Source organism: Caenimonas sp. SL110 (assembly GCF_001044395.1).
In the GTDB taxonomy this organism is placed as follows: domain Bacteria; phylum Pseudomonadota; class Gammaproteobacteria; order Burkholderiales; family Burkholderiaceae_C; genus Ramlibacter.
In genome coordinates this window covers 19022-43963 of sequence record NZ_JANU01000010.1, presented here as the reverse complement: position 1 = coordinate 43963, position 24942 = coordinate 19022, and the positions used below count along the sequence as shown (strand labels likewise).

The following is a 24942-nucleotide window of genomic DNA, read 5'->3' as shown; positions in this document are numbered from 1 at the left end:
GCAGTGCGCGCTGCGGCTTCGGCCGCATCGTCTGCGGGCCCGCTGCTGCGCATCGAAGGGCTCTCCAAGCGGTTCGGCAGCCTGCAGGCCTTGCAGGACGTGTCACTGGACCTGTGGCCGGGTGAAGTTCATTGCCTGCTGGGCGAGAACGGCGCGGGCAAATCGACGCTGTGCAACATGGTGTTCGGCGTGTATGCGCCCGATGCCGGGACCATGACTTTTGAAGGCCATGCCTGGCGTCCTCGCTCACCGGCCGATGCGCTTTCGCGCGGCATCGCGATGGTCCACCAGCACTTCAGCCTGGTGCCTGACCTGAGCGTCGTGGACAACCTGATCCTGGGTCAGGCACGCGGTGTGCTGGATCGTCGCGCGTGGGCTGCGAAGCTCGACACCATGCGCGAGCGTTACGGCCTCGCACTCGATCCGTGGGCGCGCATCCAGGACCTGTCGGTGGGTGAGCGCCAGCGGGTGGAGATCGTCAAGTGCCTGATCCGCGAACCGCGCCTGCTGGTGCTCGACGAACCCACAGCCGTGTTGCTGCCTGCCGAGATCGAGTCGCTCATGGCGGTTTGCTCCCGTGTGGCCGCGCAGGGCTGCGGTGTTGCGCTGGTCACGCACAAGCTGGCCGAGATTCGCCAGGTGGCCAGACGAGCGACCGTGTTGCGCGGTGGCAAGGTCGCAGCGCGCTCCGACGCACCTGCGCAGGAAATCGATGCCTTGGTGCGAGCGATGATCCAGCGCGACCTCGCTGGGCCTGCACCGGCGATGGAAGATGTTGAAGAAACTCCTGCTCCGCTGGACATCGATGGACTGGCCTTGCCGTTGACCGGCTCGCGTCACCTCGCAGCGCCCGCTGCGATTCGTGCGCACGAGCCTGCGCTCACGGCAGACGGCCTCACCGTGCGCGACGCCGACGGCGTGCTGCGCCTGGACAGGTTCACCCTGATGGTTGCTCCCGGCGAGATCGTCGCTGTCGCGGGCGTCGAGGGCAACGGTCAAGGCGAATTGGGCGCGGTGCTGTCGGGCATGCTCGCGCCGACGGAAGGGCGGTTCTTTTTGAGCGGACAGGAGATGACGGGGCAATCGCCTCGCGTGCTCACCCAGGCCGGCTGCGGTGTCGTGCCCGAAGACCGTCATGCGCTCGCATGCGTCACGGGCATGAGCGTGGCCGAGAACATCATGCTGGATCGCCTCGCGCGCTTTCGCCGCTTTGGTCTGCTGGACCGCGCCGCGCTCACGCGCGAGGCGCAGGCGCTGATGGAGCGATTCGATGTGCGCGCTGCGAGTCCCCATGTGGCGTTCGGCGGCCTGTCTGGCGGCAACCAGCAAAAGGCGGTGCTCGCGCGTGAACTCACGCTCGATCCGCTGCGCTTTCTGATCGCTGCGCAACCCACACGCGGGCTCGATGTCGGAGCGGTGGAAGCGATCTACAACCACATCCGCGCGGCTGCAGCCCGAGGCGTTGGCGTGCTGCTGATCTCGTCTGAACTCGATGAGCTGCTGTCGGTGGCGCATCGGGTGGTGGTGCTGTATCGCGGTCGCATCATGGGCACTTGCGAAGCCTCGCGTTCCCAGCGCCCGCGTATCGGCGCATGGATGGCAGGGCAGCAGGAGCAGGCCGCATGACGATATCAATGGCACCCCGGGCATGGCGTCCCGGACCGGCAGTGTGGGTCTCCATCGCAGCAGTGGCCGGTGCGCTGCTGGCAGGCGTGGCGATGGTGGCGTTGATGGGCGTGCCGGTGGGTGAGGCGGTTGCCGCATTTGCCGATGGCGCGTGGGGCTCGCCGTATGCGTTTGCCGCTTCCATCAATCGCGCGCTGGTGTTCATGCTCGTGGGCCTGGGATTCATCCTGGCCGAGCGTGCCAACCTCACGAACGTCGGAGGCGAGGGTCAGATCGCCGTCGGCGGCATCGCGGCCACAGCCTTATGCCTGTGGGCACCGGTTGCCGCACTGCCGCTGGGCCTGACCTTCATCGTGCCCATGCTGGGCGCGTGCCTGGCCGGTGCGTTCTGGGGTGGCATCGCGGGCGTGCTTCGCGTGAAGGCGGGCACCAACGAAGTGATCGCAACGCTGCTGCTGTCCTTCATCGCGATCTGGATGGTGTACGGCAGCGTTCAATCGGAGTCGCTGCTGCGCAGGCCGATGACCAGCGCTGCCACGTTGCCCGAGTCGCTGGAGATCCCTGCTGCGACGCAATTGCCGCTGCTCACCGGCGACGCCGCGATGCCCATGCACATCGGCCTGCCGATCGGGCTCGTGCTGGCGATGGTGGTCGCAGTCGTGCTGGCCTTCACCGTCATGGGCTTGCGGCTGCGCGCAGTCGGACTCAACCCACGCGCCGCGCGCCGCGCCGGCATGCCGATCGACCGCCTCACCATCGGCGCGTTGTGCGCAGCAGGGGCGCTCGGCGGCCTCGCGGGTGCGTGCATGTTGCAAGGCGAGCAGTACACCTTGAAGGCGGGCTTCTCGTCGGGTTACGGATTCGACGGCCTGGTGGTGGGACTGCTCGCGCGGGGATCGGTGACCGGCGTCGTTGCGGGGTCGCTGCTGTTCGGCTTCCTGCGATCGGGCGGCATCAACATGGAGATGGTCGCGCAGGTGCCCACGGCGCTGGTCGTCGTGATACAGGGCCTGATCATCGTGACACTGGCAGGGGCAGCGCTGGCGATCGGGCGCATGGAAAGGAGCCGCGCATGATCGAACCTGAAATGGCTGCTGTGTTCGTGGGCTCCAGCATCCGTCTGGCCGCCCCCTTGCTGCTGGCCGCCACGGGCGAACTGGTGAGTGAACGCGCGGGCGTGCTCAACATGAGCGTCGAAGGAATGATGCTGACGGGCGCATTCGCAGGCGCAGTGGGCTCGTGGGCTACCGGCTCACCACTGGCGGGGCTCGCGCTCGGTGTCATCTGCGTGCTGCCGATCGCATGGCTGCAGGCGTTTTTGAGCATCACGCTGCGCGCCAACCAGATCGTCACCGGCATCGGTATCAACATCCTGGTGCTCGGCGCGACGACGCTGGGCTACCGCGCACTGTTTGGCGGCCGCTCCCGCGCAGAGATTCCCGGACTGGACAAGTGGGCGCCGCCGGGTCTGGCCGATGTGCCTTACCTGGGCGAACATGTGTTTCGCCAGACGTGGTTGTTGTATGCGGCCGCTGTGCTCATCGTGGTGGTGGCGTGGACCATGCGCAGCACGTCGGTCGGGCTCGCCGTTCATGCGGCAGGCACTGCGCCTCAGGCGGCGGCGAACTCGGGATTGCCTGTGAACCGCATCCGTTACGGAGCCGTCATGTTCGCGGGCTTCATGTCGGCATTGGCCGGTTGCTTTTTGTCGATCGGTGACATCCACACTTTCACCGAAGGCATGACCAGCGGCGCGGGGTATCTGGCGATTGCCGCCGTGATCTTCGGCAACTGGAAGCTGGGCCGCACCTTGCTGGCCTGCGGCCTGTTCGGCGCGGCGACTGCATTGCAGTTCCAGTTGCCTGCGCTGGGCGTGAATGTTCCGAGCGCGCTCTTGATCATGCTGCCGTATGTGCTGGCCCTGCTGGCCGTGGGTGGCCTGGTCGGTCGCCAGATTGCGCCGGCTGCACTCACACAACCTTTTGCGGGACGATGATGGACGAGTCTGAAGTTCTGGCCTATGTGACGTCTGCTGCGCGCATGGTGCGATTGCCATTGGATGCGCAGCGTGCGCAGGCAGTCGCCACGCATCTGGCGCGCACCGCTGCGATGGCTGCCTTGCTGGAAGCGGCCCCGCTGTCGCCGGAGGACGAACCCGCCGAGGTGTTTTGTCCTGCGCCATTTCCGAAAGAGGACGCATCGTGATGAACAGCGCGAAACTGCTGCGCGCCATCGCCAGCGGTGAGATGTCCGCGTCAGAGGCCTGTACGGATGCCATCGCACGCATAGAGCGGCTCGATGCGAAAGTCAATGCGTTCACCGGTCACACCTTCGACCGTGCGCGGGATGAAGCTCGCCGGGTGGATGAGCAGCGCGCGCGCGGCGAGAGCTTGCCGCCGCTCGCGGGCTTGCCCTATGCGGTGAAGAACCTGTTCGACATCGAGGGCGTCACGACGCTCGCGGGGTCGAAGGTCAACCGCGACTTGCCGCCCGCGCACGCCGATGCGGTTCTGGTGAACCGCATGAAAGGTGCGGGCGCTGTGCTGCTCGGCGGCCTCAACATGGACGAATACGCCTACGGCTTCACCACGGAGAACACGCACTACGGTCCCAGCCGCAATCCGCACGACACCACGCGTACGGCAGGCGGCTCTTCGGGCGGCTCGGGCGCGGCCGTGGCAGCAGGGCAGGTGCCGCTCGCGCTGGGCTCGGACACCAACGGCTCGATCCGCGTGCCGGCCTCGTTTTGCGGGGTGTGGGGACTCAAGCCCACGTTCGGCCGCCTGTCGCGACGGGGCACCTTTCCATTCGTGCACAGCATCGATCACCTCGGGCCTATCGCTGATTGTGTGGAGACACTTGCCTTGTCTTACGACGCGATGCAGTGGCCCGACCCGCTCGATCCCGGATGCCATGCGCAGCGCGTGCAACCCGTCGCAGCACGGCTGGGCTCCGGCGTGCAGGGGCTGCGCATCGGCGTGCTCGGCGGCTACTTCCATGACAACGCGTCGGAGCCTGCGCGTGAAGCCGTCGCGTTGGCCGCGCAAACGCTGAGCGCGATGGATGAGGTGACCTGGCCCGACCCGGCGCTTGGGCGTGCGGCTGCGTTCATCGTGAGCGCGAGCGAAGGCGGCAGCCTGCACTTGCCTGGCTTGCGCGAGCGCACGCAGGACTTCGAGCCGCACTCGGTCGATCGCTTCATCGCCGGAGCCCTGCAACCCGCGCACTGGTATGTGCGCGCGCAACGATTTCGCAGAAGCTACCGCGACAAGGTCAATGCGCTGTTCTCGAAGTGGGACGTGTTGCTGTGCGCAGCGACGCCGGTGAGCGCGCCCCTGATCGGCGAGGAGTGGATCACGGTGAACGGGCAGCGCTTTCCCTGCCGTCCGTCGATTGGTTTGCTCACGCAACCGGTGTCGTTCGCTGGATGCCCGGTGGTCGCTGCACCGATGTGGCCCCAGGGCACAGGGGGCATGCCGATCGGCGTGCAGGTGATTGCCGCCCCGTGGCGTGAAGACCTGGCGCTGCGCGCGGCCGCCGTGCTGCAGACCGCTGGCGTCGCCGGACTGAAGGAGGCCGATCTTTGATGAATGTCAATTTGCCCGATGTGCTCGCCGAAGTGATAGAGCAGTTCGCGCGTTACGAAAAAGCCTTGACCGGCAACGACGTGGCCGTGCTCGACGAGCTGTTCTGGCGCAGCCCGCATACGCTGCGTTACGGCCTGGGAGAGAACCTCTATGGCTTCGACGAAATCGCCGCATTTCGCCTGGGCCGTCCTGCTGCGGGACTGGACCGCGAAGTGCTGCGGACTTCGATCACCACCTTTGGACGTGACTTCGCCACAGCCAACATCGAGTTTCGCCGCATCGGCAGCGAACGCACCGGACGCCAGAGCCAGACATGGGTGCGCACGCCCGAAGGCTGGCGGGTGGTGGCCGCGCATGTGAGCCAGCTGGCTTCCTGAAAAACTGCCATGAAGACGCGAATGAACATCGACGCCCAGCCCTTCCCCTTCGAGTTCGAGCTGGCGCGCACCGCGCTCGTCATCATCGACATGCAGCGCGACTTCATCGAGCCTGGCGGCTTTGGGCAGTCGCTGGGCAACGATGTCTCGCTGCTCGCTGCGATTGTTCCGGCGTGCCAGCGCGTGCTCGGTGCGTGGCGTGAAGCGGGCGGCCTGGTGGTGCATACGCGCGAAGCACACAACGCCGATCTTTCCGACTGCCCGCCTGCCAAACGCAATCGCGGCAACCCCACGCTGCGCATCGGCGACACCGGGCCCATGGGCCGCATCCTCGTGGCGGGCGAGCCGGGCAACCAGATCATTGCGCAGCTCGCGCCGGTGCCCGGTGAAATCGTGATCGACAAGCCGGGCAAGGGCGCGTTCTATGCAACGCCGCTGCACAACCTGATGCAGCAGGCAGGTATCACGCATCTTGTGTTCATGGGTGTCACCACCGAGGTGTGTGTGCAGACCTCCATGCGCGAGGCCAACGACCGGGGCTTCGACTGCCTGCTGCTGGAAGACTGTACCGAGAGTTACTTTCCCGCGTTCAAGGCGAGCGCGGTGGAGATGATGCGCGCGCAGGGCGCAATCGTGGGATGGACTGCAATGAGCGATTCGTTCTTGCAAGTGCTCGCCATGAGCCAGCCTGCACGGTAACGCTGCTAGAGTCTGCGCGGTGCACACCACCATTCGCCGCCCTGTCACCGCACCTGCGGTGCTTGCGCCTTCGCGGGCGGAAGAGGTGTATGCGCAACTCAAGCTCGACATCGCGCACTTCAAGCTGGTGCCCGGTGACCGCTTCACCGAAAACGAAATCTCGGACCGGCTGGGCGTGTCGCGCACGCCGGTGCGACAGGCGCTCACGCGGCTGCAGCAGGAAGGTTATGTCGAGGTGCTCTTTCGCAGCGGCTGGCGCGTGCTGCCCTTTGACTTCGAGCAGTTCGAGCAGCTCTATGACCTGCGCATGGTGCTGGAGACGACCGCAGTACATCGCCTGTGTTCCGACGCGCAGAAAGTGGATCGCGCCATGCTCGACAAGCTGGTCGCGATCTGGCTGGTGCCTGTGGCTGAACGCAGCGCCGACATGGCGCAGGTGTCGCAGTGGGACGAGGAGTTTCATTGCAGCCTGGTCGCCGCAGCGGGCAATGCCGAGATGGCACGCGTGCATCGCGACGTGACCGACCGCATCCGCATCATCCGGCGGCTCGACTTCACCAAGCAGGCTCGCATCGACGCGACCTATGAAGAGCACGCGAAGATATTGAAAGCGATCCAGCGCAAGCGCGGCGACCAGGCCGCGATGCTGCTGCGCGCGCACATCGAAACCAGCCAGGCGGAAGTGCGCAAGATCACGTTGCACCAGGTGCATCTGGCGCGATCATCTGTATAGCGTTTTAGACAAGTAGGCAAATAAAGCCTAAAATGCAATACAAATGCCCGCCGCCGCGCAGTTGCACTCCGTCCTCGACCGTCAGCTCCTGATCCAGCTGGGCGAGCGGTTGCGCCGCGCTCGCAAGAGTCAAGGCCTCACCGCCGTCGCCTTGGCCGAACGTGCGGGCGTGTCACGCATGACCTTGAGTTCGGTGGAGGCCGGCCAGCCCGCCCCGACCATGGGGACCTATCTGCGTGTCCTTTCGGCGCTGGGTCTGTCGGGCGACCTGGCGCTGGTAGCGAGTGGCGAGCTTGGACCGCAAGCACCTTCGGCTGCAACGACCAAGGTCGTCCTGCCTGCAACGAATGCCCGGCATGACATCCAGGACCTGCAAAGTCTGATGCTCCACGAAGAGGCCATCAAGCTCGCAAAAAAGCATCCCGAACTCATCGAACGGGCACTGGCAACCCTGGAAAAGTGGCGCGCGTCGGGCGATGCTCATAGCCGCGTACTCTGGGACGAATGGTCGGTGATTTTGCGACGCAGGGAGTGGCGACGTGCGCTGGCACGTACGCGTCGCTCGATGGAACTGCGTCAGGCATCACCCCTCACCTTGCTGCTGCCGCCGGCGACCCGGGCGCGCATTCTTGAAGATGTCAGCCAGCTCAAACAAGCCGTGACGCTTGGTCATCTGTCCGCTCCGTCGTCGACGCGCAGGCAACCAGCAAGAGCGAAGAAATGAATCGCGAAGCCCTCGAACACCTGATCCGCGCTGCCGCTGAAGTTACCAATGAGTACGAATTTGTCATCGTAGGCAGCCAGTCGATCCTTGGGCCGATACCGAACCCGCCGCGCGAACTCACCATGTCGATGGAGGCTGACATCTACCCGATGAATGCTGAAGAGAAGTCCGACAAGATCGATGGCGCGCTGGGCGAGTCCAGAGTCGCGCCACCCGCAACGGTGTTGGATATTGCATCAGCGTCCTTGATCTGTTCATGGCGAAGACGGCAGCGAACCGCGAGAAGGACAGGGAGTTCAACATGGCCCTGATGCGTCACGGCTTGGTGTCAGTGCAGCCCGCGATCGAAATGGTCGCGCTCATGCCAGTGGACGATCTGCAAAAGCGCGCAATGCGCGCGCGCATCAGGCGTTGGGCAAGGATTCTGGAGGACAGGGGGTTTCAGGCGTGAATCGTGCACCCAATACGCTTGAGCGTTGCGTCAACCCACGACGAGTCATAGGTGCCGTCGGCCATGGATGCCACCATCTTTGCTTCGAGCGCGCTCTTGTTGATACCAGCTGCCAGCAGCGCTTCGACATCGTCGTAGGGCACGCACAAGGTGCCGTCTTCGTCGCCGATCATCAGATCGCCGGGATGGATCACCATGCCGTCGATGCTGATCGGCACATTGATCTCACCAGGGCCATCCTTGTAGGGGCCGCGATGCGTCACGCCGGCGGCGTACACCGGCAGTGAGCCTGCGCGCAGCGGTCCTGCATCGCGAATCGCGCCATTGATGACGAAGCCGCCCAACCCTAGCTTCACCGCCCAGCCCACCATGATGTCGCCGACGATCGCGTTGGAGAGTTCTCCGCCCGCATCCACGACGATCACATCGCCGGGCACCGCCATCTCCAGCGCCTTGTGCACCATGAGGTTGTCGCCGGGGCGCGCCTTCACGGTGAGCGCCGGGCCGGCCATGTAGCCGCCGCCGTGCATGGGCTTCAGGCGGGCGCCGCTTGCGGTCATGCGCGACATGCAGTCGCTGACGTTGGCGACCGGCACTGTCTTGAATTGCTGCGCGAGCGAGAGGCTGACCGCGCGGCGGCGTTGAAGGATCTGTAGTCCGATCATGGGAGTCCTGTGAATCTGGATGTGAATGGAAGGGATGCGGCTTGCGCCGCACGTTCAGCCGCGGATGTCCGCCAGGAACTTCTGCGCACGGGGTGTGGACGCCCGCGTAAAAAACTCATCGGGCGTGGCGGTTTCGACGATGCGGCCCTCGTCCATGAACCACACGCGGTCGCTGACTTCGCGCGCGAACCCCATTTCGTGCGTCACGCACAGCATCGTCATGCCGTCGCGCGCGAGCGACTTCATCACGGCAAGCACCTCGCCCACCATCTCGGGGTCGAGCGCGCTGGTGGGTTCGTCGAACAGCATCACGGGCGGGTTCATCGCCAGCGCCCGCGCAATCGCCACGCGCTGCTGCTGGCCGCCGGACAATTCGGACGGGAGCGAATCGCACTTCGTCGACAAGCCGACCTTGCCCAGCAACTGGCGCGCGTGTTCGTGCGCCTCCTTGCGAGGCAGCCCCGAAACCTTGATCGGCCCGAGCGCGACGTTCTGCAGCGCCGTCATGTGCGGGAACAGGTTGAACTGCTGGAAAACAAACCCGATGCGGCTGCGCATCTTGTTGATGTCGCCCTTGCCGCTGTGCATGTCCGCGCCATCGACGGTGATGGACCCCTGCTGGATCGGCTCCAGCCGGTTCACCGTGCGGATCAGCGTTGACTTGCCCGACCCGGATGGGCCGCAGACCACGACCACTTCGCCACGTGCGACGGTTGCATCGATTTCGTGGAGGGCGCGGTAGTCGCCGTACCACTTGCTGACGTTGCTGAAGGTGATCATGCTGTTCCTCTTGACGCGACGGGTTGGCTTGCGCTGGGCTGCACTGCAGTCGTGGGCGTGCGTCGGCGGACACGGCGTTCGATCCAGCCTACGCCGTGGGTGAGCAGGAAGCAGAGAATGAAATAGGTCAGCGCGAGCAAGGTGTAGACCTCGAACGGCTGCGTGAGCAGCATGCCGTTGACCTGGTTCGCAGCAAAGGTCAGCTCCTGGACGCTGATCACGTAGCCGAGCGAGGTTTCCTTGATCGTGGAGATGAACTGGCTGAGCATGCTGGGAAGCATGTTGTAGAGCGCCTGTGGCAGCACGACGATTCGCTGCGTCTGCATGTGGGACAGGCCCAGCGATCGCGACGCTTCGACCTGGCCCTTGGGCAATGATTCGATGCCGGCGCGAATCACTTCTGCCAGGTAGGCGCTTTCATAGATGACCAGCGCGCACAGCATCGTCGTGAAGCCCGAAACGGTACGCCCGAGTAGCGCGGGGATTCCGAAATACGCCCAGAAGATGAACATGATGAGCGGAAGCCCGCGCACCACATAGATGACCGCGATGGCCGGGGCGCGCAGGATGGGCCACGGACTCGTGCGAAGCAGGGCGAGGATGACGCCCAGCGGAAATGCCAGCAGGATGCCCAGCACCGACAGCACCAGCGTGAGCACCAGACCCCCCAGCGGCCCATTGGGATAGTTGCCGACCAGCAGCAGCATTGCGTAGGTTTGGATGATGTCCAGCATGTCAGCGCCTCTGGGTGCGATAGCGCTGTTCGAGCAGGTGGCCCGTAGCCATGATCACCAGCGAAATCGACAGGTAGATCACGGTGGCAATGGTGAACACTTCAAAGGTCTTGAACGTCTGGCCTTCGATTTGCCGTGCGGCATAAGTCAGTTCCGCGACGCCGATGGCCATCAGCAGGCTGGTGTTCTTGAACAGCAGCAAGCTGTTGTTGACCAGTGCGGGAAGGGCGGCGCGCAGCGCCTGCGGCAACACGACATAGGCCATCGTCTGCGCAAACGTAAGGCCGATGGCACGAGATGCCTCGATGTGGCCGTGCGGCACGGTGCGCATGCCGCTGCGCAGGTCTTCGCTCACATAGGCGGCCATGCACAGCCCCAGGGCGACCACGCCCGCATAGAACCCGCCGCCGTGGTCGTTCGTCCATTGCTGGATCGAATTGGGCAGCAGCGTCACCACGCCGAAATACCAGTACAGCACCTGCACCAGCAGCGGCACATTGCGGTGGTATGCAACATAGGCTGCAACACCGCGGTCGGCCGTCTTGGAAGGCAGGCTGCGAATGGCTGCGAGCAAGATGCCCACGCCATACGCGATCAGCCAGGCCGCCAGAGTCGCGAACAGCGTCAGCCGCAGGCCCGCCCACAGCTCAATGCCGTGAGGGCCCTGCAGCAAGGCGAGAGGATGAAAGTTGCCGAACATCGGTGCCTGTTACCGCCACGCGACTGCGTCGACTTACTTCAAGACGATGGGTTCGACACGGAACTCGCGGTTGGACTTGTACAGTGTCGTCGGGCCGAACCACTTGGTGTGAAGTTTCGCTGCTTCGCCAGACTTTTCCATGGATTCGAGCGTGTCGTTGACCTGCTTGAGCAGGGCGGCTTCGCCTTTCTTCACGCCCAGGCCCCACGGCTCCGACAGCATCGACTCACGGATCAGTTCGAGCTTGACCTTGCCTTCGACCTGCTGCATGAAACGCACCGAAGCGAGTTCCGAAAGCGCGAAGCCGTCCACCTTGTTTTGCACCAGTGCCATGAAGGCCGTCGGCGGGTCCTGGAAGGTCACGACCTCGCCGCCCGGCACCTTGGCCTTGACGGCCAGTTCAGAGGAGGAGCCCTTGGGCGCGCTGATCTTTTTGCCGCTCAGGCCGGCGAAGTTCTTGATGCCGTCAGCCGAGCGGACCATGATCTTTTGCTGGCTCACGAAGTACTGGTGGCTGAAGTCGATCTGCTCGGCACGCGCTGCCGAGTAGCCCAGGTTTGCAACGACCAGGTCAACCCGGCCCTGCGCCAGTTCGGGCAGGCGCGCCTCGACGGCGACCAGCTTCAGTTCCAGCTTCACGCCCAGGCGATCGGCCATGGCCTTGCAGAAGTCGACGTCGTAGCCGCGAATCTCGCGCGTGGCCGGGTCGGCGAAGCTGAAGGGCTCGGCGGTGCCTAGCGTGCCGCAAACGAGCACGCCACGCTTTTTGATGTCGCCCAGCTGGTCAGCCAGTGCGGGGACTGCAAGGCTGAGCAGGGTGGTGGCGGCAATGATCGATTTGATGAATCGGGACATGAATGACTCCTGGGGGGTGAAGGGGTGGGATGGAACGGAAAGGGACGGTGTTCAGCGCAGGTCGGCGCAAGCGGCACGTATTTTTTCGCAGCCGATCTCGATGCGGTCCATCGAGGTTGCGAATGACAGCCGCAGAAAGCCCGGCATGCCGTAGGAGGTGCCGTCGATGGTGGCGACGCCTGCTGCTTCGAGCAGGTACATCATGACATCGGCGTCGGTCGCCAGCGTGCGGCCTGCGCTCTTGCCCAGCAGGCCCTGCACGGACGGGAAGACATAGAACGCGCCATCAGGCGTGCTGCAGTCGATGCCGGGGACCTGGCCGAGCAACGCCACCATGCGATCGCGCCGCTGCGAGAACAGGGCCACGGCGCTGTGCACGCAGTCCTGGGGGCCTTCGAGCGCAGCGGCCGCAGCGTATTGGCTCATGGACGCAGCGCATGATGTGTTCTGGGACAGCAGCAAGGTGATGGCCTTCATCAGCGGCAGTGGGCCTGCGCCGTAGCCCAGTCGCCAACCCGTCATCGCATAGGTCTTGGACATGCCGTTGACGATGAGCGTTCGCGGTGCGAGTTCCGGTGCAACGACCAGGACCGAGACATGGCTTGCACCGCCGTAAACGTAATGCTCGTAGATCTCATCGGTGAGCAGCCACACGCGCGGATGACGCACGAGCACGTCGGCAAGGCCGCGCAGCTCTTGCGCCGAGTACACCGCACCGGTGGGATTGTTGGGCGAATTCAGGATGAGCCATCGCGTGCGGGGTGTGATCGCTGCTTCGAGCATTTCGGGCGTGAGCTTGAAGCCCGCAGCCGGGCCGCTCGCCACGATCACAGGCACGCCACCGTGAATGGCGACCATGTCGGGATAGGACACCCAGTACGGCGCAGGCACGATGACTTCGTCGCCAGCATTGAGCGATGCAGAAAGGGCCTCGAAGATGATCTGCTTGGCACCGCAGGCCACCACCACCTGTTCGGGTGCGAACGTGAGGTGGTTCTCGCGTGCCAGTTTGCTGGCGATGGCGCTGCGCAGTGCCGGCGTGCCGGCTGCGGAGGTGTAGCGCGTATGGCCGCCCTGCAGCGCATCCACCCCGGCTGCGACGATGTGGTCCGGCGTCGGGAAGTCGGGCTCGCCGATGGTGAAATCGACGATGTCGCGGCCTTCGGCGCGCAGCGCATCGACACGGGCCTTGGCCGCCATGCTGGGCGAAACCTTCACGCTGTTGAGGCGTTCAGCAACTATGGACATCTGGGGTGGAGCTCCTTGTTGAAGCCGATTGTTCGCTGCCACGATAATAAAAAAAAGCGATATTTACTTATAAGATTGCATCGCTTAAAGTGATTGATGGCGACGTCGCCGCAGGAGCCGGTCTTGTTCACCTATAAGCAGCTGGAGGCGATCTTCTGGATCTCGGAGCTGGGCGGTTTCGGCGCCGCCGCGCGCAAGCTCAACACCACTCAGTCGGCTATCTCCAAGCGGGTGCAGGAACTCGAGTCCGCGCTCGGCGTGGCGCTGTTCGAGCGTGACAAGCGCCAGGCGCGCCTGTCCCAAAAGGGCGAGGAAGTGCTGCAGCTGGCAAAGCACCTGCTGGAACAACGCGACGCCGCGATCGATCAGCTGAGCCAGCCTGGCGTGGCTGCACGCCGGGTGCGCATCGGGGTGACGGAACTCACTGCCATCACATGGCTGCCGCGCCTGGTCGCCGCCATACGCGAGCACTACCCCAAGATCGTGCTGGAGCCCGATGTGGATTCGAGCATGAGCTTGCGCGACAAGCTGCTGGCAGACGAGATGGACATGATCATCGTGCCCGACGCCGTGGCCGATGCGCGGTTCATGCACAGGCAGCTCACGGCCGTGCAGCTGTCGTGGATGTGCAAGCCCGGAATGCTGCCGACTTCGCGCGTGGTGACGTTGCAGGAGCTGACGCAAAAGACGATCTTTTCGCAGGGGAGCAGGTCGGGCACCTCCGTCCTGTTCGACGAATTCTTTCGCTCCAAGGAATTCCTGCGCGCCAACTCCATCAGCAGCAACAACATGCTCGCACTCATCGGATTGACGGTCGCGGGGCTGGGTGTTTCATACCTGCCCGCGAGGTGTTTGAAGCCGCTCATCGAGCGACGTGCATTGGCCGTGGTCAGGACCAAGCCTGCGCTGCCGCCGGTCAACTACGTCGCGTGCTTCAAGGGCGCAAGGCACAACAAGCTGATCTCGTCGATTGCGGACATCGCTGAATCGGTGTGCGACTTTTCCGAGCTGTTCCAGCTGGGCGGGTCGAGCGATGGAGTCAACGGGGGTATCGGGAGTGCGTTCTTTGGGGCTGGGGGTGCGTGAGGTGAAGCGATGTCGGTGGCGCAACGCGGGAACTGCCCGATGCACCATCAAGCCAACTGAGTCAAAGTGATGTCACTATGCCCATTGAAAACGTGAAAGTACTGGCGGTACCCACCGTCACCAAATTAGGCCCCGAAACAGCAGGCTCTGTCGTGATCGGCGGCTCCCATGCCGCGATCTACACCACCTACCTGACGCTCAAGGCCGGGGCCCGCGCTGCGATACAGCACGACGCGGCCATGGGGCTTGATCAGGCCGGCATCGCGGGTCTTGCCTGGGCGGAGCAATTTGGCTTTGCGATGGCTGCTGTCGATGGCAGGAGCGCCCGCATCGGCGACGGGGCCGACATGCTTCAGCGCGGAATCATCAGCGCGGTGAACAGGTACGCCGCCGCTTGCAAGGTGGAAGTGGGTATGTCCTGCAACGAGGTTGCCCACTTGCTGAGGGCGGCAGCAGAGCCCGCCACCCGACCGGCGCCGATGCTGGAGACGCGATCCGACATGACCTTGCCCGGCACGACGCAGCGGATCGTGATGGTGGACTCCATCGCCCTGGCGCGTGAGGGCGACGCTGACGCCATCGTGGTGAGCGGCTCGCACGGGGGCATACCGTCGGCCGGTTACGCCGCGAAGGTCGGCATCAAACTGGTGCTGTTCAACGATGCGGGGTTTGGCGCAGATGACGCCGGAAGTGCATCGCTGCCGATTCTTGAAGAGAAGGGGATTGCTGCGGCAACGGTGAGTGCGTTCACAGCCCGCATCGGAGAGGGGCGCTCCACCTACGAGACTGGCGTGATCTCTGCCGCGAACGCGCGTGCCGTGGCGCTCGGTGCTGTCGTCGGCTCACGCGCCAGAGACTTCGTCGCCAGCGCGGCGAAGGGTGCTCATGACCCAGCAGGCGGACAGAAGTGACGCACGACCCCCTCGACCACGCCGGCACGCGCCTCGAATAGCGCGCCACGCCGGGGTTCGAGGTATTTGCACATCTTCACGAGCAATCCCATCTCCGCAGAGAACTCGGTTCCGGTGATCGTGTAGCCCGCCTTGAGTTTCGCAATGAGGACAGAGCTGTTGGCCGTGCGGTGGTGCGACTCGACGCGGGTGCAGCCCAATGCGCGTGCTTCTTCCTCGATCGCTGCGATCAGGCGGGTGTACACACCCTGGCCGCGCCGCTCGGGCAGCACGCCGGAATTCGAGACGTAGAGGATGCCGCCGGGCATCAGCCATGCGTGACTCCAGCCGATCAGTGCTTCGCCCTCGAATGCGCCCACGCGCACCTGGTGCGCACCCGACTTGGCCGGCGGCGTGCCGCCAGTGGCAAAAAATCGCTCGGTGACGGCCTGGCGATCAGGGTCATGAAGGATGGCCTTCACCAGGTTGGTGAAGGCGGGTTCCTCGAACTGATCGACGGTGCGAATCTCGGGACTGGTCATGCGGTCCATCATGCCAGCAGCGCTTTCGTGTCCTGCGTGCCGACTTGCGCGCAGACCTTGCCCAGCGTTTCAACCTCGCTGCGCAGCGCCTTGACGAGCGTGGCAATGGAGGAGCCGGGAAACTGCCGGTCGGTGCCTGAAACACTGAGCGCCGCCACGGGCCGGCGTGTGGCATCGAGGACTGCAATCGCAACGCCGGTGATGCCGGCGACCGTGTTGTTCTGGTTGAGTCCGTAGTGCAGTCGGGAAGACTGCTCGATCATGTCGCGGATCAGCCGCACCCGGTCCGCACCCAGGTGCGCAGCGCGCGGCAAGCCGTAGGCGATGGCTGCGCGCATCTCGGCCGTGGGCAGGCACACGAGCATGGCCACGCCGGCGGAATTCATCACCATAGGCCGCCGGTCTCCCACCGCGAACGAGAGCGCTCGGGTGGTGACCTGGCCGGCGTGCGCGCAGCACACCGCGTCATACCCGCTGGCAAGCGTCAGCGCCGAGATGCCGCCATGGCGAGCTGCGATCCGGTGCACGCTTTCCTGCGCAGCAGCCTGCAGGCTGGCCGGTGCGCTGATCGCAAGACCCAGCTCGAACAGCAGCGGTCCGGGCAGGTAGCGCTGCGAATCCGGATGCCGCGCGACCATTCGCTCGCGCACCAGTCCGGCCAGGATTCGATGTGTGGTCGCTTTCTCGAGGCCGCAGCGTGAAGCCAGTTCGGTCAGGCCCCAACCAACGCGTGGCCTCGTCGCGAGCTCGCGAAGAATCGTGGCCGCGCGTCCCAGGCTCTGGGTACCTGAGGAAGGACTGGCGGAAGGCTGGCGCTGGCTCATGCCGGCAGTTTACAAGCGTTGGTCCGCAATGTGGACTCCTTCAGGGGCCATGCCTTGTCTTGCATCGGAGGCACACCTAGCATCGATTTCACTGCTCAAAAACAGGAATGCCAGGAGACATGAATACAAACATTTCCATGCGCCCCCTCTCTGCTCACGTGGGCTGCGAGCTGATCGGCGTCGATCCTCGCGATGTGGACAGTCCGCAAGTCGCCGCTGCCATTCGCGAAGCCTACGAGCGCTACCACCTCGTGCTGTTTCGCGGGCAGGAACTGTCCGAATCGCAGCAGGAGCGCCTGTGCGAGCTGATCGGCGTGATCTCCGCGCGTGGCGGCAAGGGTTATGCCAAGGCCGGCCGCCGTTCGGCGCTGGTGTCCAATCGCAACGGCGACGTGATCTTTGGCGATGGCGAGCTGTCATTCCACTCGGACCTCACGTTCCTGGAGTGGCCGCTCAAGGCGCGTTCGCTGCATGCATTGCAGTTGCCCAAATCAGGCGGCAACACGCTTTTTTCAAACGCCAACGCCGCCTACGAGGCGCTGCCTGCGTCGATGCGCGCGCGCATCGACAACCTGTGCGCCCGTCACGCAGTGGCGTATGAGCGCGACGGTCAGCAGTGGCTCGACGAGCACACGCGGCCAATCGTCGGGCACCACGGCCCGACCGGCAAGCCGGTGCTGATGGCCAGCCGCGCGGTCACCAAGGACATACCGGGCATGGAGCGTCCGGAGTTTCGCGCCATGCTCAAGCAGCTGTGGGCGCAGATCGAGCGCGAGGAATTCATCTACACGCACGTGTGGCAGCTGCACGACCTGATCCTGTGGGACAACGTGATGCTGCAGCATGCGCGCACCACCTTCGATCCGGCCGAGCCCCGCACCTTGCGCGCCGTCTCCATCGACTCGCACGAAGTCGCTGCGCTGGAATCCGCAGCCCAGCAACAGTCCGAGCCGGTGACCGCGTAGATGTCGGTTGCCTTCAAACGCATTCTCATTGCCAACCGCGGTGAGATCGCGATCCGCATTGCGCGCGCAGCTGGCGACCTGGGCATTCGCACGGTGTCGGTCGCGTCCACCGACGATGCGGACTCGCTCCACTGCCGGATGTCGGACGAGAACGTGGCGCTGCCCGGAACCGGCGCTGCGGCCTATCTGGACATGGACGCGATGCTGGCGATTGCCGCTCGCACGCACTGCGACGCCATCCACCCCGGCTACGGATTCCTGAGCGAGAACGCCGGGTTCGCACGCCGTGCGCGCGCGGCCGGCATCGCCTTCATCGGACCCTCGCAGGAGGCGCTGCAGCTGTTCGGCGACAAGGCCCAGGCGCGCCGGTTCGCCGCCGAATGCGGCGTGCCGATCCCGGCCGGCACCCAGGGTTCCACAACACTGGAGCAGGCGCGCGCGTTCATGCAGTCGCTGGGACATGGCGCAGCGGTGATGGTGAAGGCGCTGTCGGGCGGGGGCGGGCGCGGCATGCGGCAGGTCGAATCGCTTGCGCAGCTCGATGGCGCGTTCGCGCAGTGCGCGTCGGAAGCGCTGAAGGCTTTTGGCAACGCGGGTGTCTATGTCGAGCAGGTGATACCGCAGGCGCGGCACATCGAGATCCAGGTGCTGGGCGACGGCCGCCATGCAGTCCACCTGGGAGACCGCGATTGCAGCGTGCAGCGGCGCTACCAGAAGCTGGTCGAGATTGCACCCAGCCCGTGGCTGGCGCCGGTGATGCGGGCCCAGCTGGCCGATGCCGCGTTGCGAATGGCGGCAGCCAGCCGGTATGAAACGATAGGCACGTTCGAGTTTCTCGTGCCGCTGCAGCCGGCGCTGCAAGGGCCCGAATTTTTCTTCATCGAAGCCAATCCGCGCTTGCAGGTGGAACACACCGTGACCGAGGAGCTGACCGGCATCGACCTGGTGGCAACGCAGATCCGCCTGGCGGCTGGAGAGACGCTTCGCGACCTGGGCATCGCGCAGGACAGCGTTCGTTTCAACACCGGGCATTCGATCCAGCTGCGCGTGCTGATGGAGCAGATGACCGAAGATGGCGGCGCGCTGGCGGTCTCGGGTGCGCTCGATGCCTTCGAGCCGCCTGCCGGTCCGGGCGTGCGCGTGGACACGCATTGCCACGCCGGGTATGCGCCGAGCCGCAATTTCGATTCGCTACTGGCCAAGGTGATCGTCACCAGCCGCTCGTCGCGCTTCGAGGATGTGCTGGACCGCGCCTATCGCGCCATCGGTGAATTCAACATTGCCGGTGTCGAGAACAATCTGACTTTCCTGCAGAACCTGCTGGTGCTGCCCGAGTACCGGCGCGCGGCAGCATCAACCGCATTCGTCGTCGGGCATCACGGCGCATTGGTGCAGTCCGGCGAGGGCGTGCATCGCAGGCGCCATGTGCCGGTCACTGCGTCGCTGCCGCGTGCGGTCAACGCGTTGCCGGCGCAGGACGAACCATTGCCCCAAGGTTTCCTGGCGGTCGATGCCGACATGCGGGCCGGTGTGGCCGAGCTGTGCGTACAGCCGGGGCAACGCGTCTCCAGGGGCCAGCAGATCGCCGTGCTGGAAGCAATGAAGATGGAGCACAGCCTTGCGCCCCCCTGCGCAGGCTGGATTCGCGAAGTGCTTGTCGCGGTGGGTGACCACGTGCAGCCCGGCCAGCGGCTTTTTGTCATCGAGGTGGACGCCAGCGACAGCCCGGCCGAGCAGCAAGAACAAGGCGCGGCGGTGAGCGGACCGCGAGAGGACCTGCAAGAGGTGCGTGCCCGGCATGCCCTCACGCATGATGATGCACGGCCCGAAGCAGTCGCCAAACGCCGCGCGACCGGCCAGCGCACCGCACGGGAAAATCTCGCCGACCTTTGCGACCCTGGCTCGTTTCGCGAGTACGGCTCGCTGGCGGTTGCGGCCCAGCGCAGCTCCAGATCGTTCGAAGAGTTGCAGCGCATCAGCCCGGCCGATGGTTTCATCTACGGACTGGCATCGATCAACTCGCATCTGTTCGGTCCACACAAAAGCCGTTGCATGGTCGCCAGCCCCGACTACACCGTGTTCAGCGGCACGCAGGGTTTCATCGGCCACAAGAAGCTCGACCGCCTCTTCGAGCTGGCCGAGCAGTTTCGCCAGCCGCTGGTGTTGTTCACCGAAGGCGGCGGCGGGCGCGCGCTGGACACGGACAATTTTGCGGGCGTCAACCTGGCCAATCCGACCTTCTGGAAGCTGGGCCGACTGAGCGGCCTGGTGCCGCTGGTGGGCATTGTTGCCGGCCCTTGCTTCGCAGCAAGTGCGGCCATGCTGGGGTGCTGCGACGTGACCATCGCCGCGCGCAATGCATCGATCGGCATGGGCGGCCCGGTGATGATCGAGGGTGCGGGCCTGGGGCGCGTCAGGACCATCGATGTCGGTCCGGCGGCCATGCATGCTGACACCGGCGTGGTGGACGTGCTGGTGGATGACGAGGCGCAGGCGGTCGAAGTCGCCAAGCGCTACCTGGCTTTCTTCCAGGGCAGCGTGGACCAGTGGTCCTGCGATGACCAGGAGCCGCTGCGTGAAGCTATTCCCGAGCGGCGCACGCGTGTCTATGAAATACGCGACGTGATCCGGCGCCTGGCCGATACCGGCAGCACGCTGGAGCTGCGCGCGCAGTTCGGACGGGGCGTCGTGACCACGCTGGCGCGCATCGAAGGCCGCGCGGTGGGCGTGGTGGCCAACGACCCGCGCATCAATGGCGGCGCAGTGGGCGCCGACGAAGCCGACAAGCTCACCCGCTTCATGAAGCTGTGCAGCAACTTCGGCCTGCCCATCGTGTCCCTGTGCGACACACCGGGCTTCATGGTCGGTGTCGATGCGGAGCGCACCGCCCTGGTACGGCACGTCGCGCGCATCTTCATGGCCGGGCCCAAGCTGCGCGTGCCGTTCTTCACCGTTGTTCTGCGCAAGGCTTACGGACTGGGCGGCATGGCGATGGGCGCGGGCTGCTTTGCCGGATCGCTGTTCGCGGTGGCCTGGCCGACGGGCGAGTTCGGTTCGATGGGGCTGGAAGGCCAGGCACGCCTGGCGCACCGGCGCGAGCTCGAAGCCATCGCCGACGCGAACGAACGGGCGCTTCGCCTCAGGCACTATGTGGATCAGCTGTATGCGCGAAACAAGGCAGTGAACATCGCGCCGTACCTGAGCATCGACGACGTGATCGATCCGGCCGACACGCGTCAGTGGCTGGCCGACGGCCTGCGATCGGCCTGCGGGCGTGAGCGAGAGGCCGAGCGCGAAGGCGGCGGCCTGGATGCCTGGTAGCGGCGCGGCAGCCGCCTGAAACGCCAACCCGATGCACCGATGGATTTCTTGAAATTACACAAGGAGACAAGCATGACCCGAGTTCTTCAACATCTTGCCCGCGCCGTGGTGGCCGCGGCGCTTCTGGCGACAGGAGCAGCCAACGCGCAGCAGGCGCAGCCCTGGCCGCAGCGACCCGTGACCATCGTGGTGGGCTTCGCGGCGGGCAGCACGGCCGACCTGGTGGCGCGCGCCATGGCGACATCGCTGTCGCAGCGCACCGGGGGCAGCTTTGTCGTGGACAACAAGACCGGTGCCAACGGCATGCTGGCGGCCTCGACCGTCGCGCGCGCCAAGCCCGACGGCACCACCTTGCTGATATCCACCTCCAGTCCGCTGACGGTCAATCCGCACCTGTATCCCAACCCGGGCTATGTGCCGCAGAAGGACTTCCGCTTCATCACGCCCATCGTCTCGGTGCCGCTGGTGGTGGCCGTCAATCCGAACCAGCCGCTGATGAAGAACGTCTTCACGATCGAGGACCTCAAGCGGGTGGGCATGGCCAAGGCCAACGGCCTGACCTATGGCTCTGCCGGCAACGGCAACCTCACGCACCTGGCGGCTGCGCAACTGAGCACCTCGCTCGGCTTCAAGAGCGTGCATGTGCCGTTTCGCGGGTCCGCGCCCGCAGACATCGCGCTGCTGGCCGGCGACGTGGACTACACCGTAGGCCCGATATCCAATGCCCAGCTCATCAAGGACGGAAAGCTGCGCGCGCTGATGGTGACGGACAGCGAGCGCTGGGCCGACCTGCCCGCAGTGCCCACGGTGACCGACATGAAGATGCCCGAGATGGGCATCGTGGCCTGGACTGCATTGCTGGCGCCGGCCGGCACGCCTGACGACATCATCGAGGCACTGGGCAACCATGTGCGCGCCATCACGGTCGATCCGCGCAGCAAGCAGTCGCTGGGCATGCAGGGCCGCATCTGGACGCTCACGCCCGCGCAGTTCTCGGCTCGCGTCGCCGACGAGAGCACCCGCTACGGCGACCTGGTCAAGCAGCTCAACATCAAGCTGGAGTAAGGCAGCATGGCCGTGTCGCAGCAAGGCGCATTCACGCCGCGCGAGTCGCTCGTGCGCGCCCTGTCCCCGCGCAGCGTCGCTGTCGTGGGTGCATCCAACCGCCCGGGCTCGTTCGGGCAGAGAACGCTGGACAACCTTGCCAGCTATGCGGGCACGGTATACATGGTCAGCAAGACGGCCGCCGAGCTGTCGCAGGGCCGTACCTATCCGTCGTTGTCCGACCTGCCGCAGGTGCCCGATTGCGTCGTGCTCGCAACGCCCGGCGAGATCGCCGAGCCGCTGGTGCAGGAATGCGCCTCCATCGGCGTGGGTGGGGTCATCGTCTATGCATCCGGTTTCGGCGAAGTGGGCGACACCGAGCGGCAGCAGCGCCTGGGCGATATAGCGCGGCGCAGCGGCATGGCACTGTTCGGGCCGAATTGCCTGGGCGTTGCCAACCACACCTTGCCCATGGTGCTGTCGTTTGCCGACTTCACCGATACCGGAGAAGCCGTCACACGCGGTGTCGGCGTGATCAGCCAGTCGGGCGCGGTGGGCATCGCGCTGTCTCAGGCACGCAGGCGCGGCGTGGCGATCAGCCATGTGCTGACCTTCGGCAACGCGAGCAATGTCGATACCGCCGACCTGATCGCCTACCTCGCGCACGAAAGCGCGTGCGCGGCGATCGCCTGCGTCTTTGAAGGCTGCGCCGATCCGCTGCGCATCGTCGAGGCGGCTCGCGTGGCCGCCGCGCACGACAAGGTGGTCGTGATGTACAAGGCCGCCACCAGCGAGCAGGGCGCGGCTGCAGCGATCTCGCACACCGGCTCGCTCGCCGGATCGGACAGCGCGTACCGGGCCGTGCTGCGCAGCGCGGGCGTGGTGCTGGTCGATTCGCTGGAAGCATTGCTGGAGACCGCGACCTTCTTTGCGAAAGCGCCCGCACCCAGGGCGCTGGGCGCGGCCATCGTCTCGTCCTCTGGCGGCACGGGGATCATGGCCACCGACAAGGCCGAAGAGAACGGCATCGCGCTGCCGCAGCCCGATGAAGCAACGCTCGCGATCCTCAACCAGCACATCCCCAGTTACGGCTCCGCGCGCAATCCCTGCGACCTGACCGCGCAGGTGCTGGGCAATCCGCATTCGCTGGCCGCGTGCTGCGCAGCGTTCACCGACAGCGACGCGTATGGCGTGCTGGTCACGACACAGCCGTGGGCTGCACCCGCGCTGGCGGGTCGCGTGCAGGTCTATGAAGAGGCCGCACGCCGCAGCGGCAAGCCGGTGTGCACGGTATGGGTGAGCCAGTGGCATGAAGGCCCGGGCGCCATCGAGTTCGAGCGCAGCCCGCTGGTGCCGGTGTTCCATTCGATGGAGCGCTGCTTCGCGGCCATCCGGGCGTGGCACGACTACCACGCGTGGAAGCAGTCGCGCCACAGCTTCAGCGAAGTTGCCGCGTCGCAGCGCGCGCAGGCCGCAGCCTTGCTGGCCGACTCGCAGTCGCCAACGCTGGGCGAGCGCGAGGCCAAGCAACTGCTGGCGCTGTATGGCGTGCCGGTGGTCACGGAGACGCTTGCGACCAGCCAGGCGCAGGCCGTCGCTGCCGCGGACACGGCCGGCTACCCGGTGGTGCTCAAGATCGAGTCGCCGGACGTGCTGCACAAGAGCGACATCGGCGGCGTGCGCCTGAACCTGCGCTCCAGCCAGGATGTGCTGCAGGCCTACGCCGACATGATGGCGGCGGTTTCGAAAGCCGCGCCCGCCGCGCGCATCGACGGCGTGCTGGTGCAGCCGATGATTCATGCGGGCGTTGAGCTGATCGTGGGTGCCCGGCAGGACCCGCAGTTCGGCCCCTTGCTGGTCGTGGGCCTGGGCGGCATCTTCGTCGAGCTGATCGCCGATGTGTCGGTCGCGCCGGTTCCGGTGTCGCGCGAACAGGCGCTTGCCATGCTGCGCGGCCTGCGCGCTGCGCCTGCATTGCAGGGCGCGCGCGGCCTGCCCAAGGTGGACCTGGAGCGGCTGGCCGACATCGTGAGCCGGATCTCGCTGCTGGTGGACGACGTGTCCGGCCAGCTGCTTGAACTGGACGTCAATCCGATCATCTGCGGCCACCACGGGCACATCCATGCGGTGGACGCGCTGGTGGTTCGCCGCCAGGAAGTACGGGCCCCCCGGCCCGAAGGAGCAGGCAATGAAATGGCTTGAAAGCACGCAGTGCATCCAGTTCGCGGTGGCCGATGGTGTCGCCACCATCACGCTGAACCGTCCGCAAAAACGCAACGCCCTGAACCGGCAACTCATGCAGGAGCTGCGTCAGGCCCTGCTGGAGGCCGACGATCTGGTCGCGGTGCATTGCGTGGTGATCCAGGGTGCGGGCACCGACTTCTGTTCGGGCTATGACCTGGTCGATTACAAGGCCGAGCCTCCGGCAGGGGCAGGGGAAGCCGCTGCAGTTGCGGCCTACGACGCTGCGCAGTACCGCGTGCCTTCGGCCAGCCATGACAACGACATCTGGCGCATGGAGCACAACCAGGCCGACATCTTCACGGTGATGGACATCCACAAGCCCGTGATCGCCAAGGTGCATGGCCATTGCCTGGCAGGCGGCACCGATCTCGCGTTTGCATGCGACCTGGTCGTGGTTGCCGACGACGCGAAGCTCGGATTTCCGGCGACGCGTTCGCAGGGTTCGCCGCCGTCCCACATGTGGACCTACCTCGTCGGTCCCCAATGGGCCAAGCGCCTGCTGCTGACCGGCGACCTGATCCGCGGTGCGGACGCCGCGCGCATCGGCCTGGCGGTGCAGTCGGTGCCCGCTGCCACGCTGGACGAAGAAGTGGCGGCGCTCGCGCGTCGGCTGGCGCTTGTCGATCCGGACATCCTTGCCGTCAACAAGCGGGTGGTGAACATGGCGATGGAGCTGATGGGCGCGCGCACGCTGCAGCGCTTTGCGGTGGAGAACGACGCACGCGGCCATCAGGCGAAATCCAACCAGGCCTTTCGCGCCGACATGGCGCAGATGGGTTTCGCTGCGGCCGTGCGCAAGCGCGATGCGCCGTTCGGCGATCCCTTCGTCAAACCCAACTAACCACAG

General features: G+C 65.4%; 25 protein-coding genes. 17 read left to right on the top strand and 8 right to left on the bottom strand.

The genetic code is table 11. The features are described from left to right. The first annotated feature begins 3 nt into the window (after window positions 1–3). The 10 genes from AQ12_RS07130 to AQ12_RS07085 are packed head-to-tail and all read left to right on the top strand — an operon-like array spanning window position 4 to window position 8057. On the top strand, window positions 4–1626 hold the full coding sequence (locus AQ12_RS07130) for an ABC transporter ATP-binding protein (protein WP_048439230.1): 1623 nt from the start codon (window positions 4–6) through the stop codon (window positions 1624–1626). Next, window positions 1623–2702 carry an ABC transporter permease gene (locus AQ12_RS07125; protein WP_048439194.1) on the top strand — a complete coding sequence of 360 codons (1080 nt, stop codon included), beginning with the start codon at window positions 1623–1625 and terminating at the stop codon, window positions 2700–2702. Before AQ12_RS07130 ends, AQ12_RS07125 begins: the two co-directional genes overlap by 4 nt. Next, a complete protein-coding gene (locus AQ12_RS07120; protein ID WP_048439193.1) occupies window positions 2699–3622 on the top strand; it encodes an ABC transporter permease in 924 nt (307 codons plus the stop codon). The genes AQ12_RS07125 and AQ12_RS07120 overlap by 4 nt, the downstream gene beginning before the upstream one ends. After that, on the top strand, window positions 3619–3831 hold the full coding sequence (locus AQ12_RS07115) for an AtzG-like protein (RefSeq protein ID WP_238587670.1): 213 nt from the start codon (window positions 3619–3621) through the stop codon (window positions 3829–3831). Before AQ12_RS07120 ends, AQ12_RS07115 begins: the two co-directional genes overlap by 4 nt. Then, window positions 3831–5213 carry an AtzE family amidohydrolase gene (locus tag AQ12_RS07110; RefSeq protein WP_048439192.1) on the top strand — a complete coding sequence of 461 codons (1383 nt, stop codon included), beginning with the start codon at window positions 3831–3833 and terminating at the stop codon, window positions 5211–5213. The genes AQ12_RS07115 and AQ12_RS07110 overlap by 1 nt, the downstream gene beginning before the upstream one ends. Beyond that, the gene (gene hpxZ / locus AQ12_RS07105) at window positions 5213–5590 is read left to right on the top strand and encodes an oxalurate catabolism protein HpxZ (RefSeq protein ID WP_048439191.1); all 378 of its coding nucleotides are present in this window, start codon (window positions 5213–5215) and stop codon (window positions 5588–5590) included. Before AQ12_RS07110 ends, hpxZ begins: the two co-directional genes overlap by 1 nt. Before the next feature lie 9 nt (window positions 5591–5599). Next, window positions 5600–6289: a cysteine hydrolase family protein gene (locus tag AQ12_RS07100; protein ID WP_369798998.1), complete on the top strand. Its 690-nt coding sequence runs from the start codon at window positions 5600–5602 to the stop codon at window positions 6287–6289. Between the two features lie 19 nt (window positions 6290–6308). Further along, complete coding sequence (locus tag AQ12_RS07095) at window positions 6309–7022, top strand: GntR family transcriptional regulator (protein ID WP_048439190.1); 714 nt, start codon at window positions 6309–6311, stop codon at window positions 7020–7022. A gap of 43 nt (window positions 7023–7065) precedes the next feature. Then, window positions 7066–7746, top strand: a complete 681-nt coding sequence (locus AQ12_RS07090) for a helix-turn-helix transcriptional regulator (protein WP_048439189.1) — start codon at window positions 7066–7068, stop codon at window positions 7744–7746. Continuing rightward, window positions 7743–8057 carry a hypothetical protein gene (locus AQ12_RS07085; RefSeq protein ID WP_369798997.1) on the top strand — a complete coding sequence of 105 codons (315 nt, stop codon included), beginning with the start codon at window positions 7743–7745 and terminating at the stop codon, window positions 8055–8057. The genes AQ12_RS07090 and AQ12_RS07085 overlap by 4 nt, the downstream gene beginning before the upstream one ends. A 130-nt stretch (window positions 8058–8187) precedes the next feature. Here AQ12_RS07085 and AQ12_RS07080 read toward each other — a convergent pair whose 3' ends face one another. Genes AQ12_RS07080 through AQ12_RS07055 form a run of 6 tightly spaced genes read right to left on the bottom strand, consistent with a single transcriptional unit; the run spans window position 8188 to window position 13179 of the window. Further along, window positions 8188–8862, bottom strand: a complete 675-nt coding sequence (locus AQ12_RS07080) for an RraA family protein (protein WP_048439188.1) — start codon at window positions 8860–8862, stop codon at window positions 8188–8190. A gap of 54 nt (window positions 8863–8916) precedes the next feature. Continuing rightward, a complete protein-coding gene (locus AQ12_RS07075) occupies window positions 8917–9642 on the bottom strand; it encodes an amino acid ABC transporter ATP-binding protein (protein ID WP_048439187.1) in 726 nt (241 codons plus the stop codon). Beyond that, a complete protein-coding gene (locus AQ12_RS07070) occupies window positions 9639–10376 on the bottom strand; it encodes an amino acid ABC transporter permease (protein WP_048439186.1) in 738 nt (245 codons plus the stop codon). The genes AQ12_RS07075 and AQ12_RS07070 overlap by 4 nt, the downstream gene beginning before the upstream one ends. Window position 10377: 1 nt before the next feature. Next, entirely contained in the window at window positions 10378–11076 is a 699-nt protein-coding gene (locus tag AQ12_RS07065) for an amino acid ABC transporter permease (protein WP_048439185.1), read from the bottom strand. Between the two features lie 33 nt (window positions 11077–11109). Beyond that, on the bottom strand, window positions 11110–11931 hold the full coding sequence (locus tag AQ12_RS07060; protein WP_048439184.1) for an ABC transporter substrate-binding protein: 822 nt from the start codon (window positions 11929–11931) through the stop codon (window positions 11110–11112). Between the two features lie 51 nt (window positions 11932–11982). Then, a complete protein-coding gene (locus tag AQ12_RS07055; protein ID WP_048439183.1) occupies window positions 11983–13179 on the bottom strand; it encodes a pyridoxal phosphate-dependent aminotransferase in 1197 nt (398 codons plus the stop codon). A 123-nt stretch (window positions 13180–13302) separates the two neighbouring features. Between AQ12_RS07055 and AQ12_RS07050 the strand changes: the two genes are divergently transcribed. Together AQ12_RS07050 and AQ12_RS07045 are read left to right on the top strand one after the other, a co-directional pair. Further along, window positions 13303–14265 (top strand): LysR family transcriptional regulator, encoded by a 963-nt coding sequence (locus tag AQ12_RS07050; protein ID WP_048439227.1) that lies wholly within the window; start codon window positions 13303–13305, stop codon window positions 14263–14265. A 77-nt stretch (window positions 14266–14342) separates the two neighbouring features. Continuing rightward, window positions 14343–15176 carry a hypothetical protein gene (locus tag AQ12_RS07045; RefSeq protein ID WP_048439182.1) on the top strand — a complete coding sequence of 278 codons (834 nt, stop codon included), beginning with the start codon at window positions 14343–14345 and terminating at the stop codon, window positions 15174–15176. Here AQ12_RS07045 and AQ12_RS22005 read toward each other — a convergent pair. After that, entirely contained in the window at window positions 15149–15697 is a 549-nt protein-coding gene (locus AQ12_RS22005; RefSeq protein WP_161798993.1) for a GNAT family N-acetyltransferase, read from the bottom strand. The genes AQ12_RS07045 and AQ12_RS22005 overlap by 28 nt on opposite strands. Window positions 15698–15705: 8 nt before the next feature. Next, on the bottom strand, window positions 15706–16521 hold the full coding sequence (locus AQ12_RS22000) for an IclR family transcriptional regulator (protein WP_053076599.1): 816 nt from the start codon (window positions 16519–16521) through the stop codon (window positions 15706–15708). Between the two features lie 137 nt (window positions 16522–16658). On the opposite strand from AQ12_RS22000, the gene AQ12_RS07030 reads away from it, so the two are divergent. The 5 genes from AQ12_RS07030 to AQ12_RS07010 all read left to right on the top strand — a co-directional run bounded on the left by AQ12_RS07030 (window position 16659) and on the right by AQ12_RS07010 (window position 24936). Further along, a complete protein-coding gene (locus tag AQ12_RS07030; RefSeq protein WP_161798992.1) occupies window positions 16659–17486 on the top strand; it encodes a TauD/TfdA family dioxygenase in 828 nt (275 codons plus the stop codon). Further along, window positions 17487–20807 (top strand): carboxyl transferase domain-containing protein, encoded by a 3321-nt coding sequence (locus tag AQ12_RS07025; RefSeq protein ID WP_048439180.1) that lies wholly within the window; start codon window positions 17487–17489, stop codon window positions 20805–20807. It begins immediately after the preceding gene. Between the two features lie 72 nt (window positions 20808–20879). Continuing rightward, complete coding sequence (locus tag AQ12_RS07020) at window positions 20880–21872, top strand: tripartite tricarboxylate transporter substrate binding protein (protein WP_048439179.1); 993 nt, start codon at window positions 20880–20882, stop codon at window positions 21870–21872. A gap of 6 nt (window positions 21873–21878) precedes the next feature. Further along, window positions 21879–24053, top strand: a complete 2175-nt coding sequence (locus tag AQ12_RS07015; protein WP_048439178.1) for an acetate--CoA ligase family protein — start codon at window positions 21879–21881, stop codon at window positions 24051–24053. Further along, the gene (locus tag AQ12_RS07010; protein ID WP_048439177.1) at window positions 24040–24936 is read left to right on the top strand and encodes a crotonase/enoyl-CoA hydratase family protein; all 897 of its coding nucleotides are present in this window, start codon (window positions 24040–24042) and stop codon (window positions 24934–24936) included. The genes AQ12_RS07015 and AQ12_RS07010 overlap by 14 nt, the downstream gene beginning before the upstream one ends. Window positions 24937–24942 lie beyond the last annotated feature (6 nt).

Bases quoted from the DNA above. Each gene is read 5' to 3' on its own strand.
- AQ12_RS07125 (WP_048439194.1), top strand. From the start codon at position 1,623: ATGACGATATCAATGGCACCCCGGGCATGGCGTCCCGGACCGGCAGTG.
- AQ12_RS07120 (WP_048439193.1), top strand. From the start codon at position 2,699: ATGATCGAACCTGAAATGGCTGCTGTGTTCGTGGGCTCCAGCATCCGT.
- AQ12_RS07115 (WP_238587670.1), top strand. From the start codon at position 3,619: ATGATGGACGAGTCTGAAGTTCTGGCCTATGTGACGTCTGCTGCGCGC.
- AQ12_RS07110 (WP_048439192.1), top strand. From the start codon at position 3,831: ATGAACAGCGCGAAACTGCTGCGCGCCATCGCCAGCGGTGAGATGTCC.
- hpxZ (WP_048439191.1), top strand. From the start codon at position 5,213: ATGAATGTCAATTTGCCCGATGTGCTCGCCGAAGTGATAGAGCAGTTC.
- AQ12_RS07100 (WP_369798998.1), top strand. From the start codon at position 5,600: ATGAAGACGCGAATGAACATCGACGCCCAGCCCTTCCCCTTCGAGTTC.
- AQ12_RS07090 (WP_048439189.1), top strand. From the start codon at position 7,066: ATGCCCGCCGCCGCGCAGTTGCACTCCGTCCTCGACCGTCAGCTCCTG.
- AQ12_RS07085 (WP_369798997.1), top strand. From the start codon at position 7,743: ATGAATCGCGAAGCCCTCGAACACCTGATCCGCGCTGCCGCTGAAGTT.
- AQ12_RS07080 (WP_048439188.1), bottom strand. From the start codon at position 8,862: ATGATCGGACTACAGATCCTTCAACGCCGCCGCGCGGTCAGCCTCTCG.
- AQ12_RS07075 (WP_048439187.1), bottom strand. From the start codon at position 9,642: ATGATCACCTTCAGCAACGTCAGCAAGTGGTACGGCGACTACCGCGCC.
- AQ12_RS07070 (WP_048439186.1), bottom strand. From the start codon at position 10,376: ATGCTGGACATCATCCAAACCTACGCAATGCTGCTGCTGGTCGGCAAC.
- AQ12_RS07065 (WP_048439185.1), bottom strand. From the start codon at position 11,076: ATGTTCGGCAACTTTCATCCTCTCGCCTTGCTGCAGGGCCCTCACGGC.
- AQ12_RS07060 (WP_048439184.1), bottom strand. From the start codon at position 11,931: ATGTCCCGATTCATCAAATCGATCATTGCCGCCACCACCCTGCTCAGC.
- AQ12_RS07055 (WP_048439183.1), bottom strand. From the start codon at position 13,179: ATGTCCATAGTTGCTGAACGCCTCAACAGCGTGAAGGTTTCGCCCAGC.
- AQ12_RS07045 (WP_048439182.1), top strand. From the start codon at position 14,343: ATGCCCATTGAAAACGTGAAAGTACTGGCGGTACCCACCGTCACCAAA.
- AQ12_RS22005 (WP_161798993.1), bottom strand. From the start codon at position 15,697: ATGACCAGTCCCGAGATTCGCACCGTCGATCAGTTCGAGGAACCCGCC.
- AQ12_RS22000 (WP_053076599.1), bottom strand. From the start codon at position 16,521: ATGAGCCAGCGCCAGCCTTCCGCCAGTCCTTCCTCAGGTACCCAGAGC.
- AQ12_RS07030 (WP_161798992.1), top strand. From the start codon at position 16,659: ATGCGCCCCCTCTCTGCTCACGTGGGCTGCGAGCTGATCGGCGTCGAT.
- AQ12_RS07025 (WP_048439180.1), top strand. From the start codon at position 17,487: ATGTCGGTTGCCTTCAAACGCATTCTCATTGCCAACCGCGGTGAGATC.
- AQ12_RS07020 (WP_048439179.1), top strand. From the start codon at position 20,880: ATGACCCGAGTTCTTCAACATCTTGCCCGCGCCGTGGTGGCCGCGGCG.
- AQ12_RS07015 (WP_048439178.1), top strand. From the start codon at position 21,879: ATGGCCGTGTCGCAGCAAGGCGCATTCACGCCGCGCGAGTCGCTCGTG.
- AQ12_RS07010 (WP_048439177.1), top strand. From the start codon at position 24,040: ATGAAATGGCTTGAAAGCACGCAGTGCATCCAGTTCGCGGTGGCCGAT.